This window comes from Xanthomarina sp. F2636L (assembly GCF_026410195.1).
Taxonomy (GTDB): Bacteria; Bacteroidota; Bacteroidia; order Flavobacteriales; family Flavobacteriaceae; genus Xanthomarina.
The window spans coordinates 1-16,028 of the sequence record NZ_JAPMLM010000069.1; the positions used below are offsets into that span (position 1 = coordinate 1).

14 protein-coding genes are annotated in these 16,028 nt (G+C 34.2%); 2 read left to right on the forward strand and 12 right to left on the reverse strand.

What is annotated here, in order from left to right:
- Nucleotides 1-288 precede the first annotated feature (288 nt).
- Complete coding sequence (locus OS191_RS11180) at nt 289-1,248, forward strand: T9SS type A sorting domain-containing protein (RefSeq protein WP_267156235.1); 960 nt, start codon at nt 289-291, stop codon at nt 1,246-1,248.
- 90 nt (nt 1,249-1,338) lie between these two features.
- Here the strand turns inward: OS191_RS11180 and OS191_RS11185 are convergent, their stop codons facing one another.
- From OS191_RS11185 to OS191_RS11205, 5 genes are all read right to left on the reverse strand, one after another.
- Nucleotides 1,339-2,052: a 3'-5' exonuclease gene (locus OS191_RS11185; RefSeq protein WP_267155795.1), complete on the reverse strand. Its 714-nt coding sequence runs from the start codon at nt 2,050-2,052 to the stop codon at nt 1,339-1,341.
- An 11-nt stretch (nt 2,053-2,063) separates the two neighbouring features.
- Nucleotides 2,064-2,420 (reverse strand): hypothetical protein, encoded by a 357-nt coding sequence (locus OS191_RS11190; protein ID WP_267155796.1) that lies wholly within the window; start codon nt 2,418-2,420, stop codon nt 2,064-2,066.
- 2 nt (nt 2,421-2,422) lie between these two features.
- The gene (locus tag OS191_RS11195; protein WP_267155797.1) at nt 2,423-4,834 is read right to left on the reverse strand and encodes a penicillin acylase family protein; all 2,412 of its coding nucleotides are present in this window, start codon (nt 4,832-4,834) and stop codon (nt 2,423-2,425) included.
- A gap of 74 nt (nt 4,835-4,908) precedes the next feature.
- Nucleotides 4,909-5,382 carry a methylated-DNA--[protein]-cysteine S-methyltransferase gene (locus tag OS191_RS11200; RefSeq protein WP_267155798.1) on the reverse strand — a complete coding sequence of 158 codons (474 nt, stop codon included), beginning with the start codon at nt 5,380-5,382 and terminating at the stop codon, nt 4,909-4,911.
- Nucleotides 5,382-6,467 (reverse strand): CNNM domain-containing protein, encoded by a 1,086-nt coding sequence (locus OS191_RS11205; RefSeq protein ID WP_267155799.1) that lies wholly within the window; start codon nt 6,465-6,467, stop codon nt 5,382-5,384. Before OS191_RS11205 ends, OS191_RS11200 begins: the two co-directional genes overlap by 1 nt.
- 351 nt (nt 6,468-6,818) lie before the next feature.
- Between OS191_RS11205 and OS191_RS11210 the strand changes: the two genes are divergently transcribed.
- Complete coding sequence (locus OS191_RS11210) at nt 6,819-7,856, forward strand: sensor histidine kinase (protein ID WP_267155800.1); 1,038 nt, start codon at nt 6,819-6,821, stop codon at nt 7,854-7,856.
- Nucleotides 7,857-7,905: 49 nt separating this feature from the next.
- On the opposite strand, the gene OS191_RS11215 is transcribed toward OS191_RS11210, so the two are convergent.
- From OS191_RS11215 to hemE, 7 genes are all read right to left on the reverse strand, one after another.
- Complete coding sequence (locus OS191_RS11215; RefSeq protein ID WP_267155801.1) at nt 7,906-10,431, reverse strand: T9SS type B sorting domain-containing protein; 2,526 nt, start codon at nt 10,429-10,431, stop codon at nt 7,906-7,908.
- A 94-nt stretch (nt 10,432-10,525) separates the two neighbouring features.
- Nucleotides 10,526-11,518, reverse strand: coding sequence for a porphobilinogen synthase (hemB, locus tag OS191_RS11220; protein ID WP_267155802.1), 993 nt, complete (start codon nt 11,516-11,518; stop codon nt 10,526-10,528).
- A 5-nt stretch (nt 11,519-11,523) separates the two neighbouring features.
- Nucleotides 11,524-11,865 (reverse strand): YchJ family protein, encoded by a 342-nt coding sequence (locus OS191_RS11225; protein ID WP_267155803.1) that lies wholly within the window; start codon nt 11,863-11,865, stop codon nt 11,524-11,526.
- An 80-nt stretch (nt 11,866-11,945) separates the two neighbouring features.
- Nucleotides 11,946-13,496 (reverse strand): serine hydrolase, encoded by a 1,551-nt coding sequence (locus tag OS191_RS11230; protein WP_267155804.1) that lies wholly within the window; start codon nt 13,494-13,496, stop codon nt 11,946-11,948.
- Between the two features lie 19 nt (nt 13,497-13,515).
- Nucleotides 13,516-14,424, reverse strand: coding sequence for an oxygen-dependent coproporphyrinogen oxidase (gene hemF / locus OS191_RS11235; RefSeq protein WP_267155805.1), 909 nt, complete (start codon nt 14,422-14,424; stop codon nt 13,516-13,518).
- Nucleotides 14,425-14,435: 11 nt separating this feature from the next.
- Nucleotides 14,436-14,966 (reverse strand): GNAT family N-acetyltransferase, encoded by a 531-nt coding sequence (locus OS191_RS11240; protein ID WP_267155806.1) that lies wholly within the window; start codon nt 14,964-14,966, stop codon nt 14,436-14,438.
- 3 nt (nt 14,967-14,969) lie between these two features.
- Nucleotides 14,970-15,998, reverse strand: coding sequence for a uroporphyrinogen decarboxylase (gene hemE / locus OS191_RS11245; protein WP_267155807.1), 1,029 nt, complete (start codon nt 15,996-15,998; stop codon nt 14,970-14,972).
- Nucleotides 15,999-16,028: the final 30 nt, after the last annotated feature.

A 16,028-nucleotide genomic window follows, 5' to 3' on the forward strand; every position in this document is an offset into this window, starting at 1 on the left:
CCAACTTGTTCAGATGGCGTTCAAAACGGTAATGAAACAGGTGTAGATTGTGGTGGACCAGATTGTGCACCTTGTGAAACTTCTTGTACAGATAATGAAGTTATTGTATCTATTAAATTTGATAATTATCCTGCTGAGACAGCATGGTCACTTAAAAATAGTTCAGGTACAACCGTAGCTTCTGGTGGAACTTATGGGTCTGCAGCTGGAGGATCTACTATCTCTGAAACCTTATGTTTACCAGACGGATGTTATACATTCACAATCACGGACACTTATGGCGATGGCATCTGCTGCTCTTACGGTAATGGAAATTACTCTGTTACAGGTTCTACTGGAACATTAGTTTCTGGGAGTTCTTTTGGAAGTTCAGAAGCCACTGATTTCTGTTTAGGTGGTGCACCAGCTCCAACATGTACAGATGGTATTCAAAATGGTGATGAAACCGGAGTTGATTGTGGAGGTTCATCTTGTGCTCCATGTTCAACAGGTGGTACAGAAGTGCTTCACGAGGGTTACTTCGAATCTGGTTGGGATGGATGGTCTGATGGGGGAAGCGATTGCTACCGTTACTCAGGATCACGCTCTTACGAAGGCAACTACTCTATTAGGTTAAGAGATAATTCTGGTACAGCTTCAGCAATGACCTCACCTTCATTTAATTTAACCGCTTATGGTCAAGTGGAAGTGGAATTCTATTTCTACGCATACAGTATGGAAAACAACGAAGATTTCTGGTTGCGTTATTATAATGGTTCTAGTTGGACTACAGTAGCAAGTTATGCCAGAGGAACTAACTTTGATAATAACACCTTTTATACGGCAACCGTAACTTTAGATGCCTCGCAATATAATTTTGCTAGCAACTCTCAGTTTAGATTCCAATGTGATGCAAGCAATAACAGTGATTATATTTATATAGATCAGGTAACTATTAGAGGAGTCGGTTCTGGTTCTAGAGGAAAAGGAAACTCTCTTCAAGCTATTAGAACATTAGATACCAATGATGGTTTTACTTCTGAAGATGACTTCTTACTATATCCAAATCCTGTAAAAGGTGCTATTCTGAATGTAAAATTACCTGGAAATATTTCAGGATCTTTCAGAATTATCAATATGATTGGTCAAGAAGTGTTAAAAGGAAACTCCATTAAAGAAATAAACGTGAGCAGTTTAAAATCTGGCATGTACTTTATAGAAGTGAATGATGGTGAAGAGATTATGACTAAGAAATTTATTAAACAATAATCATAATTAATTATTAAATGAAGAAGTCCAGAGTGAAAGCTCTGGATTTTTTTTTTTGGTTTTGTATGTTTGGATCAGGTGAAAGAGGTATTAAATATTCACAATCTCATTAGTATGAAGTAGTTCATCACCACGGAGTCTCAGGAAGATTTGAGCCACAGCAATCGTGTCTTTTTCGCAATAGGTAATAATCCGGTCTATTTCCTTTTCTTCGTAATAAACCCGATAGACTTCACTACCATCAATATCATCTTTAGGCGAAGGAATTCCTAAAATATTAGTCAATAATTTTAAAGAAGTATAATGCTTATAATCGCCAAATTTCCATAATTCTAAAGTGTCCAGATGTGGTACTTCCCAAGGTTTTTTACCAAAGAGATTCAGCTTATAAGGTAATTCTATGTCATGAATAATCATCCGTCTGGCGATGTACGGAAAATCGAATTCCTTTCCATTATGGGCGCATAATAAGTGTTTGGTCTGACTGAAATATGAGGCAAGTAGATTTTTAAAATCTTTTAAAATATCGGTTTCTTCTCCGTAAAAAGAAGTTACCCGAAAGGTTCTAATACCTCCTTGATATTTAAAATAGCCTACCGATATGCAGACTATTTTACCAAATTCGGCCCAAATGCCTGCTCTATCGTAGAATTCTTCGGCAGTAAATTCGTCTTTTCTTTGATATTGGGTTTTTTGTTCCCAAAGGTCTTGTTTGGTTTTATCTAAATCTGAGAAATGCTGATTTTCTGGAACAGTTTCAATGTCCAGAAAAAGAATATTCTCGAGATTTAATTTATTAATCATCTAAACAATTTTTAAGACTTAGATAATAAAGTTACGCATTGTTTTCCAAATATTCCAGCAACTCCAGCAGCAAGACCTCCAATAATTCCCGTAACTAAAATTAAAAGATAAGCATTTCCATTTAAAGGTAATAATACGGCCATCTTTTTAGCTAGAATAAAATCGTTAGTACTGCTTAACCAAAAGGAATAGGCCACCCAGAAAAGAGTAATAGCTAAAAAAGGTACGACAAATACCGAAGCACGTTTCAAACTAAAAAACAGACCTGTGGCAAAGGCTGCTACCATAACCGACCACCAAGGTAAAAACTGTGAAAGAATAATGGCTAAGATTATTGTTACTATAAAATTAATGATATTTTTTGTCATGATTACGGAGTTAAAGTTTGGGTGGAAATTACGCCTTCTGTGTTGTTTTGATCTTGAATAAAGAGAGCTTCAAAATATTCTCCAACAGCCCAACGATCAATAAAATTATCGTAATATTTACTGCCTGGATTTCCAGATTGACCTCCTGGATATATTCCTAAAGCGGTTGGTGGCGATGTCATTTCTACAATCATTCTCCAAGAAGGACCATGATTGGTATCGGCTGCATTTACGGTATGTCTGTCTCCTCCAATTGGTAAATCGAATCTGGAAAAAGCAGGTAACCCCTGTAATAAATGTCCAACATAAGTTGCTTTATAAGCTTGCCAGTTATAATTGCCATGAATTTCCTTCCATTCATTAAGCTCTTTAACTGTTTCTTTAAAAGTAATTAAAAACAGGTCTTTAGCTGTTTCTTTTTCAGGTGTTGCTACAATATCCATAAGTTCGTCTTCTGGATAGTTTTTAAGTAAATATATGGTTTGGTACATAAACGGTTTCATATAAGCTATGTTTTCATCATCAAATTCATCCCAGGTTAATGGGTATAATTTCTTCCACCATAAATCCCAAATACTCGGAGCAATTTTATCGATATCGCTATTATAATCCCAGGTTGTAATAAGTTTTAAAACTTCTTGTTCTTCGTTACTCAAGCTAGAAGTATCTAAGTGTTCTAACATGTATGGCAATAATTCAGATGCTCTTAAGTTATAATTGTTGTTTTGAAGGTCTTTAAAATCTTGAATGTTAAAGGTTTCTTTTGAACGGAAGAAATCGTTAATCACACGGTTTCTATAAGTTTCATAACCATCGTTAAACACATAAAACGGATAAGATTTATCTACAGGGTGTTGATTTGCCGAACTTACAAAACCACGTTCTGGATTTTTTGAAAAGGCGTTATTCTCTTTAGGAATAAAGCTTTGCCAGTCGTGATCTGGATTGCTGCCATCCATTAAAAACTTTCCTTGTCCTTGCCACTTATTTGGAAATAACCCTTGAATCCATAAGGCAATATCTCCTGAAGTTGATGCAAAGGCAAAGTTTTGAGCTGGAGCCACCCAATGTTGAAGAGCTGCTAAGTAATCGTCGTAATTTTTTGATGAGTTTAAATCGATTAAAGTTCTTTGATTGTTACCACCAATATGCCCAATCCATTTCATAGCATAACCTACTTCTTGTCCGTTGCCTTTAAAAGTATGATCGTAACTTACAGGCCCATGATGGGTATAAATTACCGAGTCTATAAAGGTTTCTTTTCCGTTAATTTTTATTTCTTCAACCCTTAAGGTAGCATCTTTCCAAGCACCATTATATTTATACTGAGTTCTACTCTTATCCTTAAATTCAATTTTATACCAATCCTTGACATCTCTTGTGGCATTGGTTTCTGCCCATGCAATATCTGTATTAAAACCTGAAACCACGCCCATGGCTCCAGGAAGGGTTGCACCGTAGGAGTTATGTTTTGGCGTAGCCAATTGCATAACAAACCATATTGACGGTAAATTAAGGCCTAAGTGTGGATCGTTGGCAAGAATGGGATTACCAGAATAAGATTTTTTACCAGATACCGCCCAATTATTGCTCCCATTATTAGCGTGAGGTTTTTCCATGGTTTCCGCAATAGAATCTAAGGGTAATTCGCTAAGTGGAGTTTCAGTAATAGCGGTTTCTATATAGCTCCAATCTGTTTCTTTAGAAATAATTGGATCGTTTACATCAAAAAAATCTGGGTATAGCAAATCAAATCGCTCTTCACCTAATAACCTCAAGGCATTGGTATATTCTAAATCGTGCTCTCTACTACACAACATATCTGTCATATACATAAGTAAATAGGCTGTTTTATCTAAAGCCCATAATTCCGGCTGATAGCCTAACAATTTGTATTCTACAGGATAGTCTTTTGGGTTTAAAGATTGAATATAACTATTAACTCCATCGCTGTAAGCTTCTAGAAGCTCTATAATCTCTGGATCTTCAGCTTCCATTTTCTTTATGGCGTTTTCGGCACCAAAACCTATGCCTTTTCTGCGTTGGGCTCTATCGTAATCCAAAGCTTTTTCACCAATAATTTCAGATAATCTTCCGGCAGCTGCAAAGGTTTGGAAATCCATTTGCCAAAGTCTATGTTTGGCTGTAATATAACCTTGTGCTCGGTATAAATCTGTGTCGTTTTGTGCAAAAATATGAGGCACAAGGTTTTCATCGTAGTGCACAGTTACCTTCTCCGAAAGGTTAGGAATCTCTACATTTCCAGTAATAGATTCGGTTTGTTCATTTTGCCAGATTCCTTTAGCTGGATTTAAAAATTCACCTAGAGCAGGAATTGCCCCGAACTTAGTGTTTAAAATGAAAAAAATGCCAATAAGAAGCAGCAGGGAAACTAAAAATTTGAGGTATTTCATTTAAGAAGGTTTTAAGGACTAAAGATATATGTTTTTGTTGAATTTTAAATTTTGAAAAAACATGAAAATTTAAATTAAAAAAGGGATTGTTGTTTATACGGACTTTCGTGATCTAGCAGCCATTTTTTTCTGTGTAAACCTCCAGCATAACCGGTTAAGCTGCCATCGCTACCAATAACTCTGTGACAAGGAACTACTATCCATAAGGGATTTTTACCATTAGCATTGGCAACAGCTCTTATAGCTTTAACATCGCCAAGTTGTTTGGAAAGTTCGAGATAAGACAGTGTTTTTCCAAAGGGGATTTTTAATAAGGCGTCCCAGACTCTCTTTTGAAAATCTGTACCTTCTGGATGTAATTCTAAATCAAAATCTGTACGAGAACCTTCAAAATACTCTGTGAGTTGCTGCACGCAATCCTCTAATTCTAAGGGAATAATATCAGTAATTGGTTCTTCGGAATTCAATACAATAATAGATGAAATGCCATTTTCGTCTCCAGCAATCTTAGTAAAGCCTAGAGGTGTTTTTATAATGCAATCTTTCATTATTCGTCAGGGTTAATATCGTCTATTAAACCAAGACGCTGTGCTCTGGCTTCCCAACTGCGTCTAGCTAATTGTTGTAAATCTGGAACATCATCACTTTCGTCCATAATCTCTAACCCCAAAAGAGTTTCAATAACGTCTTCCATGGTTACCAATCCACTTACCGAACCGTATTCGTCTACCACTAAAGCCATGTGATTTTTGCTTTCAATTAATTGCTCAAACAATCGAGGAATAGGCATACTTCTATTAACTATAATGATATTTCTTTTAATGTCTGAAAGTAATTTACTACCATTACCAAAGGCCATTTCTTTAAATACTTCGTCCTTTAAAACCAAGCCTGTAATATTGTCTGGATTATTAGTAAAAACAGGAATTCTAGAGAATTTTATATTCGCATTATTTTTAAAAAAAGCTTGAATTGTTTGGTCTTCATCTTCAATTGTCATAACCGTTCTGGGCGTCATAACATCTTTTGCCAAGACCTCTTTGAAGGTTAGCATGTTTTTTATAACTTTACTTTCCGATTCATGAAAAACCCCTTCTTCTTCGGCAATATCTGTCATGGCATGAAAATCTTCACGACTTAAAACACTTCCATGTCCTTTACCTCCAATAAGCTTGGTAGTGAGTCTTAAAAGCCATAAAATCCCTGTGTATTTTAAAGGAAAAATTAAAATATTAAGAGAGGTTGCTGTAAATCCTACCAAGGATTTCCAATAAGAAGCACCAATGGTTTTTGGGATAATTTCTGAAACTATTAAAATTAACAAAGTCATGATGGCCGATACAATTCCAACCGTATTTATTCCGAAGAGTTCTAGTTTATAAGGTAGTTTTTCAGCTTCAATTCCAACCATCATAGCACCTAGCGTGTGAGCAATGGTATTTAGGGTAAGAATAGCAATTAGAGGCTGATCAACATCAGCTTTAAGAGCTTCTAGCTTAAAAGCATAATCTTTCTTTTCTTGTTTTTTTACACTAATAAAAGTAGGAGTAACGCTTAGTAAAACAGCCTCCAAAATGGAGCATAAAAACGAGAAAAATATAGAAACTGTGGCCCAAAGAAGGAGTGTACTCATTAATGTTTGTTTTGTTTCCTGCTAATTTAAGAATATTAAAAGAGTTAGACTATATGGTAAGATAGGAATTTTAGGAAACTTTAGTTTTTATAATGTGTTGTAAATCTGATAATTCCAAAAGAGTTAAAATTAAATTTATTAGAGATAATCTATACTTAGTATTTTAGTGTCTTTTGCCATGTTAGATTTACCTTTCACTCAAAATAGGATTTGATTGAATGAAAAGCAATTGCCTTTTAATTAAACAGATTAGATTGATGTCATTTTATAGAAATATTTCATTTTGATATAAAGTGATGAAAATAAACATCATATTGCATAAAACATATTACAGATCTCAAATTTATAAACATGAAAACCTACCATACTCTTTCTCAAATTTCAATTCTTAAAAAATACTCTTATAAATTTCTTTTTGTTGCCTTCTTAGGGATTCACATCCCTTTACTAGGTATTATATTTTATGCATTATTTGCAACCTCTATTTCAACTACAACATTTATTTTAATTACTTTAGGATTAACATTATTAGCTACAGCATTAACTTTAAGAGTTTTAAATGCTCTTTTAGCGCCTATAATAAAAGGTGAAGTGGCATTGAAAGATTATGTAGAAAATAATACTCTTCCAAACTTACCTATTAATTACACCGATGAGGTGGGAGACATGTTAAAGAATATTCAATACACAATTGAGTGTTTAGATGAAGTGGACAAAGAGAAACAAGACATTATTGAATTGATTTCTCATGATTTACGAACACCAATTTTACAGTCCCTTGAAGTAATTAATTTTTTAAAAGAAGATGGAGATGATGCGCAACAACGAGAAGAAAATTTGAATTTATTGAATGAAATTTCAACCAAGCAACTTAAATTTCTTGAAGAAATGCTTAAGACTCTAAAAGCAAACCATATAGAGGTTGGTTTTAAAAATTTTGAAAACTTATCAGTTTCAGAAATAATTAATGAGATTATTGCTGACTATAAGAATCGTATTGATGAGAAACAGTTGACTGTTATTAATACGGTTCCAGATGATTTAATGATGTATGGACATGCCATTGGTATGAAACAAGTGTTTGAAAACCTATTAAATAATGCCATTAAGTTTTCTGAGAAAAATGATGAAATACATATATCTGGAGTTTCAGATAAAAACTCAGTCCAAATTATAATAAAAGACCATGGAATGGGTTTTAACGAACAAACCAAAGAAACACTTTTTAGTAAATTTGTACCAGGTCATTTAGGGACTAGCGGAGAACCAACTACAGGATTAGGACTTTATTTAACCAAAAAAATTGTTGAAAAACATAGAGGTACCATTCAGCCTTTTAGTGATGGGCAGGGTAAAGGTGCCAAATTTGTAGTTTCTATTCCTAAATAATTTCTATTCTAAGAAGAAGCTAATATGTATCGATTATGTTTGCTTATTCTTATCGTTTTAAACTGAAATGTGATACAAATTCACGATCATTATTATCATCATCTTTAAAAATAACTTTAAACCAATAATCCGAACTAGGTAAAACCTCTCCATTTAAAGTCCCATTCCAACCACTACTGTGTGGATCCAGATCTTTTAAAAGTTTTCCTTGTCTGTCGAAGATATAAATTCTAGGTTCTTTAAGTTTTTCAACACCAATTATCTGCCAAAAATCGTTATAACCATCATTATTTGGTGTAAAATACTTCATATAACCAATTAGAGTTTTTCCAACTGTTACAGTTCCACAGCCATTGGCATCTCCTATATGAAACTCATGATATCCACTAGGAACATTATAAAACACATGGTTTTCTTGATATTGCCCCTCATCCATAGCATATAAATAATCTCCATGTCCTACAGCTATAATTTCTACCACATGGTTGTCTGAGAATGGTTCAGTAACAATATTTACATCTAAGGTTTGAGGTGGACCAGAAGGTAAAATAGTAGCTTGTTTTTCAATGGAACAACCTGTAGCATTTATAGTAACATTTACCGAATAATTACCATAATTATTTGCAGTCAGTTTATAGAATGTTTCTCCAGGAATTAAAGCACCCTCAAAGTACCACTCGAAAGTATGTAAAGTATCAGATAAACCAGTTGATAATATTGGTAGTGAATAAAATGTATTTGGGGTGTCATCACTATTTACACATAAATAATCATCGTTTATCTCAAATACAGCAGGAAGCTGAATAGTGATAGTAAAAGGCATATACGAATAGCAATTGTTGCTTAAAGTTGTTTTTTTGGCATACAAGGTATAACTAGGTAAGCCTGATGTGGTATAATTTGTTTTTGAAACGGCAACGTTGTTCATAACATCTAACTCCGTCTCATGATAAGTGATATTAAAGTCTGCAGGATTATCTGGTCCAATTATAAATGCATCTGCTCCAGAAAGATCTATATTTGTTATATAATCGTAATCTTCATCACAATAAAATTGTTCAGGGATATCATAAGATGTTGGTAATGGCGGGCCATATATTTCAATGGTTTCATTACTAGAAGTGATGCAACCATACTGTTCTATTATAAAATTGGCATAAGTTCCTCTATCCAGATTTGCTAGAATAATATCTCCATTGGCATCAGCCTCAATATTGTTAGGACCAATTAATTCCCCGTTATAAGTATATTCATATATGTAATTTGTATATGGAGTTAGCCCATGTAATATAATTTTTCCATTAACGTTGGCACAATCTGTTACATCTTCTTTTTCAATAGTGTAGTCTGGGAACTCTGGATCTGATAATTCAAAAACAGTATCGATACTCGTGTTACAAGCAGCATAAGTTATGTTAATATTATCATAGGTTCCAGCGTCTAAATTTTCTATTGCTATAGCCCCATCTTCGTCGGCAATAAATGTTTCATCTGGAACAAAAACTCCGTCATCTTCATAGTTGATTGTGTAAGATTCTCCAGGCTCTAAACCTGAAAACACAATTCTACCATCGGTTCCGTCACAAACGGTTGGGTTTTCTTGAAAAATATTTACAATAAGAGGAATGAAAGAATCATCAATCTCTTCTAAAATATAATAATAAGTGAAAGCAACGGTTTGGTTAACATCGATATTATTAAGTTTTACAGCTAAAGAAATGGCTTCATCTACGTTATCTCTTGAACTGCCTTCTATGCCAACGTAGGCAGAGCTTGCATTCCAAATAGCACTGGCGAAACGATTATTGAATCCACCATATGTCACTCTCATATTTTCGTTTTGTGAATAAAAACTTACATGAGATCCATCCATATCCTGTGGAGTTCCAAGAGGGTCTTGAGATGCTGTAATAAGACAAACATTATCTGTTACAGAACTGGCTTGAGAAAATAAGTTCATGTCGGTTTCATAGCTCCCACTTAGAGTTACATTGTTGTCTGGATCGACATTATGCATAAAAAACACATTGGTTTTTGGAGTATCAGATAAGTTTTTTATAATGGTTTTCATTTGAATAAATAGACCATCTTGAGTGACACTATAATAACGTTTTATGTTTAAGCCGTTTATGTTTCCTTCCCAAGTAATTTGGGACGAATCTTCGAAACAATCTGAAGAAATAAGATTTACATTGGTAATTTCTCCCGGGATTTGAAATGTGTCATCTACATTATTATTACTATAATTAGCACCATCTATTTCAATGGTAAATCCTTCTTCAGGAGACCCAGGTGTAAAAAAATCTCCATCGTAATCGACCCATCCGTCTCCAAGTGGATTGGCAATAAACCCAAACCTACCAACGCCATCCGACTCTCTATTGTTATGAAAATTTGGAGGCTTATTGATAGTTTTTGCTCCAAAAACTCCTTTCTCATTTATTCCTATCTCAATGTAATTCCCTTTTGCCCATCCGTCTCCATCTATTAAATGAGCTTCTAATTGAGCTTGAACTTGATTAAATGTTAGGCAAGATAAAATAGCTAAAAAACAAAGTTTAAGTGAAATATTCATTGGTTGGAAAGGTAGTTTAGGTCTGAAATAGTAGGTCTTTTTAAATTCAAAAGTGAAATATAAATATTATTTTTTTATATATGAATACTAAATGTTACTTATTAATTAGTTTTACTACATCCTTAGCAAAATAAGAAGCAATTATGTCTGCTCCAGCACGCTTCATAGCTGTAATTTGTTCCATCATTACGGCATCATGGTTTAACCAGCCTTTTTCTGCAGCAGCTTTAAGCATGGCATATTCGCCAGAAACCTGATAAACTGCTACTGGAACATCTACTTCTTCTTTAATGTCTCGAACAATATCTAGGTAGCAAAGTCCTGGTTTTATCATGACGATATCTGCACCTTCGTCAATATCCATTTCTGTTTCTCTGATGGCTTCAAAACGGTTGGCATAATCCATTTGGTACGTTTTCTTATCTTTTGGAATGTTTTTTAAATCTACCGGAGCAGAATCTAAAGCATCGCGAAAAGGACCATAAAATGCCGAAGCATATTTAGCCGAATAACTCATAATTCCCGTGTTTAAAAACCCTTCGTCTTCAAAAGCCTCACGAATACTTAATATACGACCGTCCATCATATCGCTTGGTGCTACAAAATCTGCTCCAGCATTGGCGTGAGACAAGCTCATTTCGGTGAGTATATCGACACTTTCGTCGTTTAAAATCATTCCGTTTTCCACAATACCATCATGTCCGTACATAGAATATGGATCCATGGCCACATCTGTCATTACTAACATATCCGGACAGGCATTTTTAACAGTTTTAATGGCACGTTGCATTAATCCTTTTGGATTTATAGCTTCTTTTCCAGCATTGTCTTTTAAGTTGTCGGGAACTTTTACAAAAAGCAATACCGACCTTAATCCTAGATTCCAGAGTTCTTTGACTTCTTTTTCAAGTAAATCTAAACTGTAACGATAATAATTTGGCATGGAAGCAATTTCTTCTTTCACTCCTTTGCCTTCAACCACAAAAAGTGGTACTAAAAAATCTGTTGGAGAAATAATAGTTTCTCGGACTAAGCTTCTAATAGCTTCGTTAGATCTTAGTCTTCGGTTTCTTTTTATTGGATACATAATTTCTAATTTTTGGCATAACCTAAGTAATACCATGTGTTATTTTCTTTTATAAAAGCAGATTTTTCATGAATATTGTTATTGGTACCGTTTTCATTAAAATAAGCATTAAATATAACTGTGCCTTCTTCATCATTTTTCAAACCTTTAGTGGTTTTAAGCACCTCAAGTTTTATCCATTTTACAGATTTAGCCCATTTTACAATGGCTTCTTTTTCTGCTATTGGTCTTGTAGATTTATGATGGGTTTGCATTAAATAATCACCATTGGCCAAAACAAAAGCACTATATCTAGAACGCATAAGTTGTTCTGCTGTTTCCGTTTTTCCATCGTTTAAATGAAACATTTTGCAGCATTCTTGATAGGTTTTATTATTTCCGCAATAGCATAGCATGTTAATCTCGGTCTATTGGTTTTGCAATGTGATTATTCTTTTTTCTTCAAATCTAAATCTTCAAAATCGAAACTAAAATCGGTAATATCAGAAATTGGTTTTAATTTCATGCCTTGAGCATTTCCATTCTCATCGAATTGAAAATTTACAAACACATCGGCATCATAACTTCTATCATCCCATTTTGCAATCATAACATTAGAGGAATAAGGAATTAATTCGCCTTTTAATCTTGGAGAAGTTTTGCAGGAAATTCGTAACGTATTTCCGTCGTTTAAAATCTCTACATCTCCAAACCAATTATCTGTGTATGTTCCTATAATTTGCTCGTTTTTTATCTGACATTTTTTATCTTTCTTAAAAGCCTCCGATTTTGCAAAAACTTCTTGTTTTTCTTTTTCAAATTCAGCATTTCTCTTGGTCATTAATTCGTTGTATTTTTTTAGCCAATCTCTATCTTCAACATCTAAATATGCGTCTTTTATAGTATTAGTAATGGTACTAAATGCAGCACCACTTTGCTGATTGGTAAGTACAACAATTCCTAAATTCATATCAGGAATTAATGTAAATTGTGTAACTGTTCCTATTAATCCACCCGTATGATATACTTGTTTATGTCCTTTCACATCGGTTAAAAACCAACCTAATCCATAACCACGAAAATTAGAATCGTATGAGTTTTTTAAAGATACAGGGCTTGCTATTTGAAGATTCCATAATTGATAAATTTGCTTGTCTGTAACAAGTTTTACACCTTCTTTTGTTGTAAAACCATTCATTAAAAACACTGCCCAGGTGTTCATATCTTTAATATTACTAATAATTCCACCAGCCGCATTTGCAGTTTCATTCCAATCGTGAGGAATAGCTACTACTTTGCCATCAACAGGGGCGTGAGCATCAATAATATTTGAAACATTTGCCTTTTTAGCGTTATTATAACTTCCATAGCTTGAAGTCATTCCAACAGGTTTTAAAATCTTTTGTTCTATAAATTCTGCCCAAGAAAGCCCAGAAACTCTATGAATAACTTCGCCAGCAACAATGAACATTATATTGTTATAATCTAAAGTGCTTCTAAAAGAATTCTCAGGTTTTAAATATCTTACATTATGGATAATGTCGTTAACCGTAAGACTTCCTCCTTCGGGGAAAAACATCAAATCGCCTTGACCTAAACCAAGACCAGCACGGTGTGTAATTAAATCTTTGATGGTTACTTCCTGCGAAGCATAAGCATCATGCATTTTAAACTCAGGAATATGTTTAGAAACTTTGTCATTAAAACTTAATTTACCTTCATCGGCCAAAATGGCTAAAGCAGTTGCAGTAAATCCTTTTGAATTCGATGCAATTCCGACTAAGGTTTCATCAGTCATTTCTTGATTTGTAGTCAAAGATCTTACACCAAAGCCTTTTGAATATATTGTTTCGCCATCTTTAATAATTCCTACTGAAATACCAGGAACATCAAAGGTTTCTAAAGTGTTTTGAATGAGATCATCTAATTTCTTTTCTTTAATTTGAGAAAAGGAAATACAGGATATTAAAAATAATAAAATAGAGAATTTTGTTTTCATTTTTTATTGATTTTGAATTTTAAGAAACAATCCATTCTTTAGGATTTTCGAGTACTTTTATTAATTTTTCTTCTTCGCTTCCAGGCTCTGGATGATGATTGTAAACCCATTGTACATGAGGTGGTAAACTCATTAAAATACTCTCTATTCTTCCGTTAGTTTTGAGACCGAAAAGCGTACCTTTATCATGCACTAGATTAAATTCTACATAGCGTCCACGACGAATTTCTTGCCAGGTACGCTGTGTGTCTGTATAAGGTAAATCTTTTCTTTTTTCGACTATAGGTACATAAGCTTCTAAAAAACTATCCCCTACTTCAGTTACAAAGTCGTACCAGTTTTTCATACTCATGTTGTCTGTAGCTTTGCAGTAATCGAAAAATAAACCTCCAATACCTCGACCTTCGTTTCTATGCGAATTATAAAAGTATTCATCACATCTGTTTTTGTAGGTTGGATAAAATTCTGGATGATGGTTGTCGCAGGCTGTTTTACACACTCTATGAAAATGTGTGGCATCTTCATCAAACAAATAATAAGGTGTTAAATCTTGTCCACCGCCAAACCAACTATCTACAATATTTCCTTCTGGATCGTACATTTCAAAATAACGCCAATTGGCATGAACTGTTGGAACCATTGGGCTTTTTGGGTGTAGGACCAAGCTTAATCCACAGGCAAAAAAATTGGCGTCTTTTACGCCAAAATGCTTACGCATGGTTTCTGGAAGTTCGCCATGGACAGCAGAAATATTTACGCCACCTTTTTCGAACACATGCCCATTTTCTATAACCCGGGTTTTTCCGCCACCACCTTCAGAACGTTTCCAAAGGTCTTCTTGAAATTTGGCTTTACCGTCTACAGCTTCTAGTTTCGATGTAATACTATCTTGTAGCCCTTGTATGTATTGGTAAAATTTATCTTTCATTTTTTTGTTTTTTAATAGTGAAGCTCATATAGCTCCATATCTACACTTGATTTTTCTAAAACAAATTCTTTTTCCAAAGTTCTAGACCAGATAAACCCGCAACGTTCAGCTACCTGAATGCTGCTTAAATTTGTTTTGTGAATAAGTATGTGCAGATTTCTTAATCTTAACTCTTCTAAAGCAAAGTTAGAGACTGCTTTTATACTTTGTGTAATCCAACCTTTCCCCGAATATTTTTTGCCAATACAATAAGCAAATTCACCTTGTTTTAATTGATAATCAATGCTTTTTAGAGTAATTAAACCTGCCACAGCATTAGTTTCAATATCTTTAATAGCAAAAGTGTACTCTGTTTTATTTTTAGAGGCTTTATTTTTATTGGAGATATATATTTTAGAAGCAGCTTCCGAAAGATTTTGCTCTAAGGTTTTAGGTAAATATTTTTGAAAACTTTTTCCATTAGAAATCATCAGAGCACTTAAACTTGAGGCGTCTTCAGGTTTAAGCGCTTCAAGTTTAAATGTTTCTGTGGAAAAAGTCATTTTTTATTCTCGGTATTCTTTAACGGCATCAATAAATGCTTTGGCATTATCTAGCGGAATATTTGGTAGAATTCCGTGCCCTAAATTTACAATATATTTATCTTTTCCGAAATCGTTGATCATTTGATGTACCATTTTTTTGATTTCTGCAGGTGGAGAAAACAATCTTGTAGGATCGAAGTTTCCTTGCAATGTAATATTTCCACCAGTTAAATACCGTGCATTTTGAGCTGAGCATGTCCAATCAATTCCGAGGGCTGAAGCACCAGATTTTGACATTTCTTCTAAAGCAAACCAGCAACCTTTTCCAAAGGCTATTACTGGAGTTTCATCTTTTAATGCATCGATAATTTGTTGGATATATTGCCAAGAAAATTCTTGGTAATCTACAGGAGACAACATGCCTCCCCAAGAATCAAAAACCTGAACAGCATTCACGCCAGCCTTTACCTTTTCTTTTAAATAGGCAATGGTAGTATCTGTAATTTTTTGAAGTAGTTGGTGAGCAGCAATAGGGTTTGTAAAACAAAATTCCTTTGCTTTATCAAAATTCTTACTTCCTTGACCTTGTACGCAATAGCATAGAATAGTCCATGGAGAACCAGCGAAACCAATTAACGGCACTTCGTTATTTAGTTTTTCTTTGGTCTGTTTTATAGCTTGGTATACATAATCTAACTCTACGGTAACGTCTGGTACAATTACGTTGTCCACATCTTTTTGAGTACGAATAGGATTTGGTAAATAAGGTCCGAAATTAGGTTTCATTTGCACCTCAATATTCATGGCCTGTGGAATTACCAGAATATCGCTAAATAAAATTGCAGCATCCATTCCGTATCTACGAATAGGTTGTACGGTAATTTCACTAGCTAAATCTGGAGTTCTACAACGTGTAAAGAAATCGTATTTTTCTTTGATTTCCATGAATTCAGGTAAATACCGTCCAGCTTGACGCATCATCCAAACTGGAGGACGGTCTACGGTTTCACCTTTTAATGCTCTTAAAAATAAATCGTTTTTTATGCTCATATTTTCTGTCATCCCTGAATATTCGGGAAT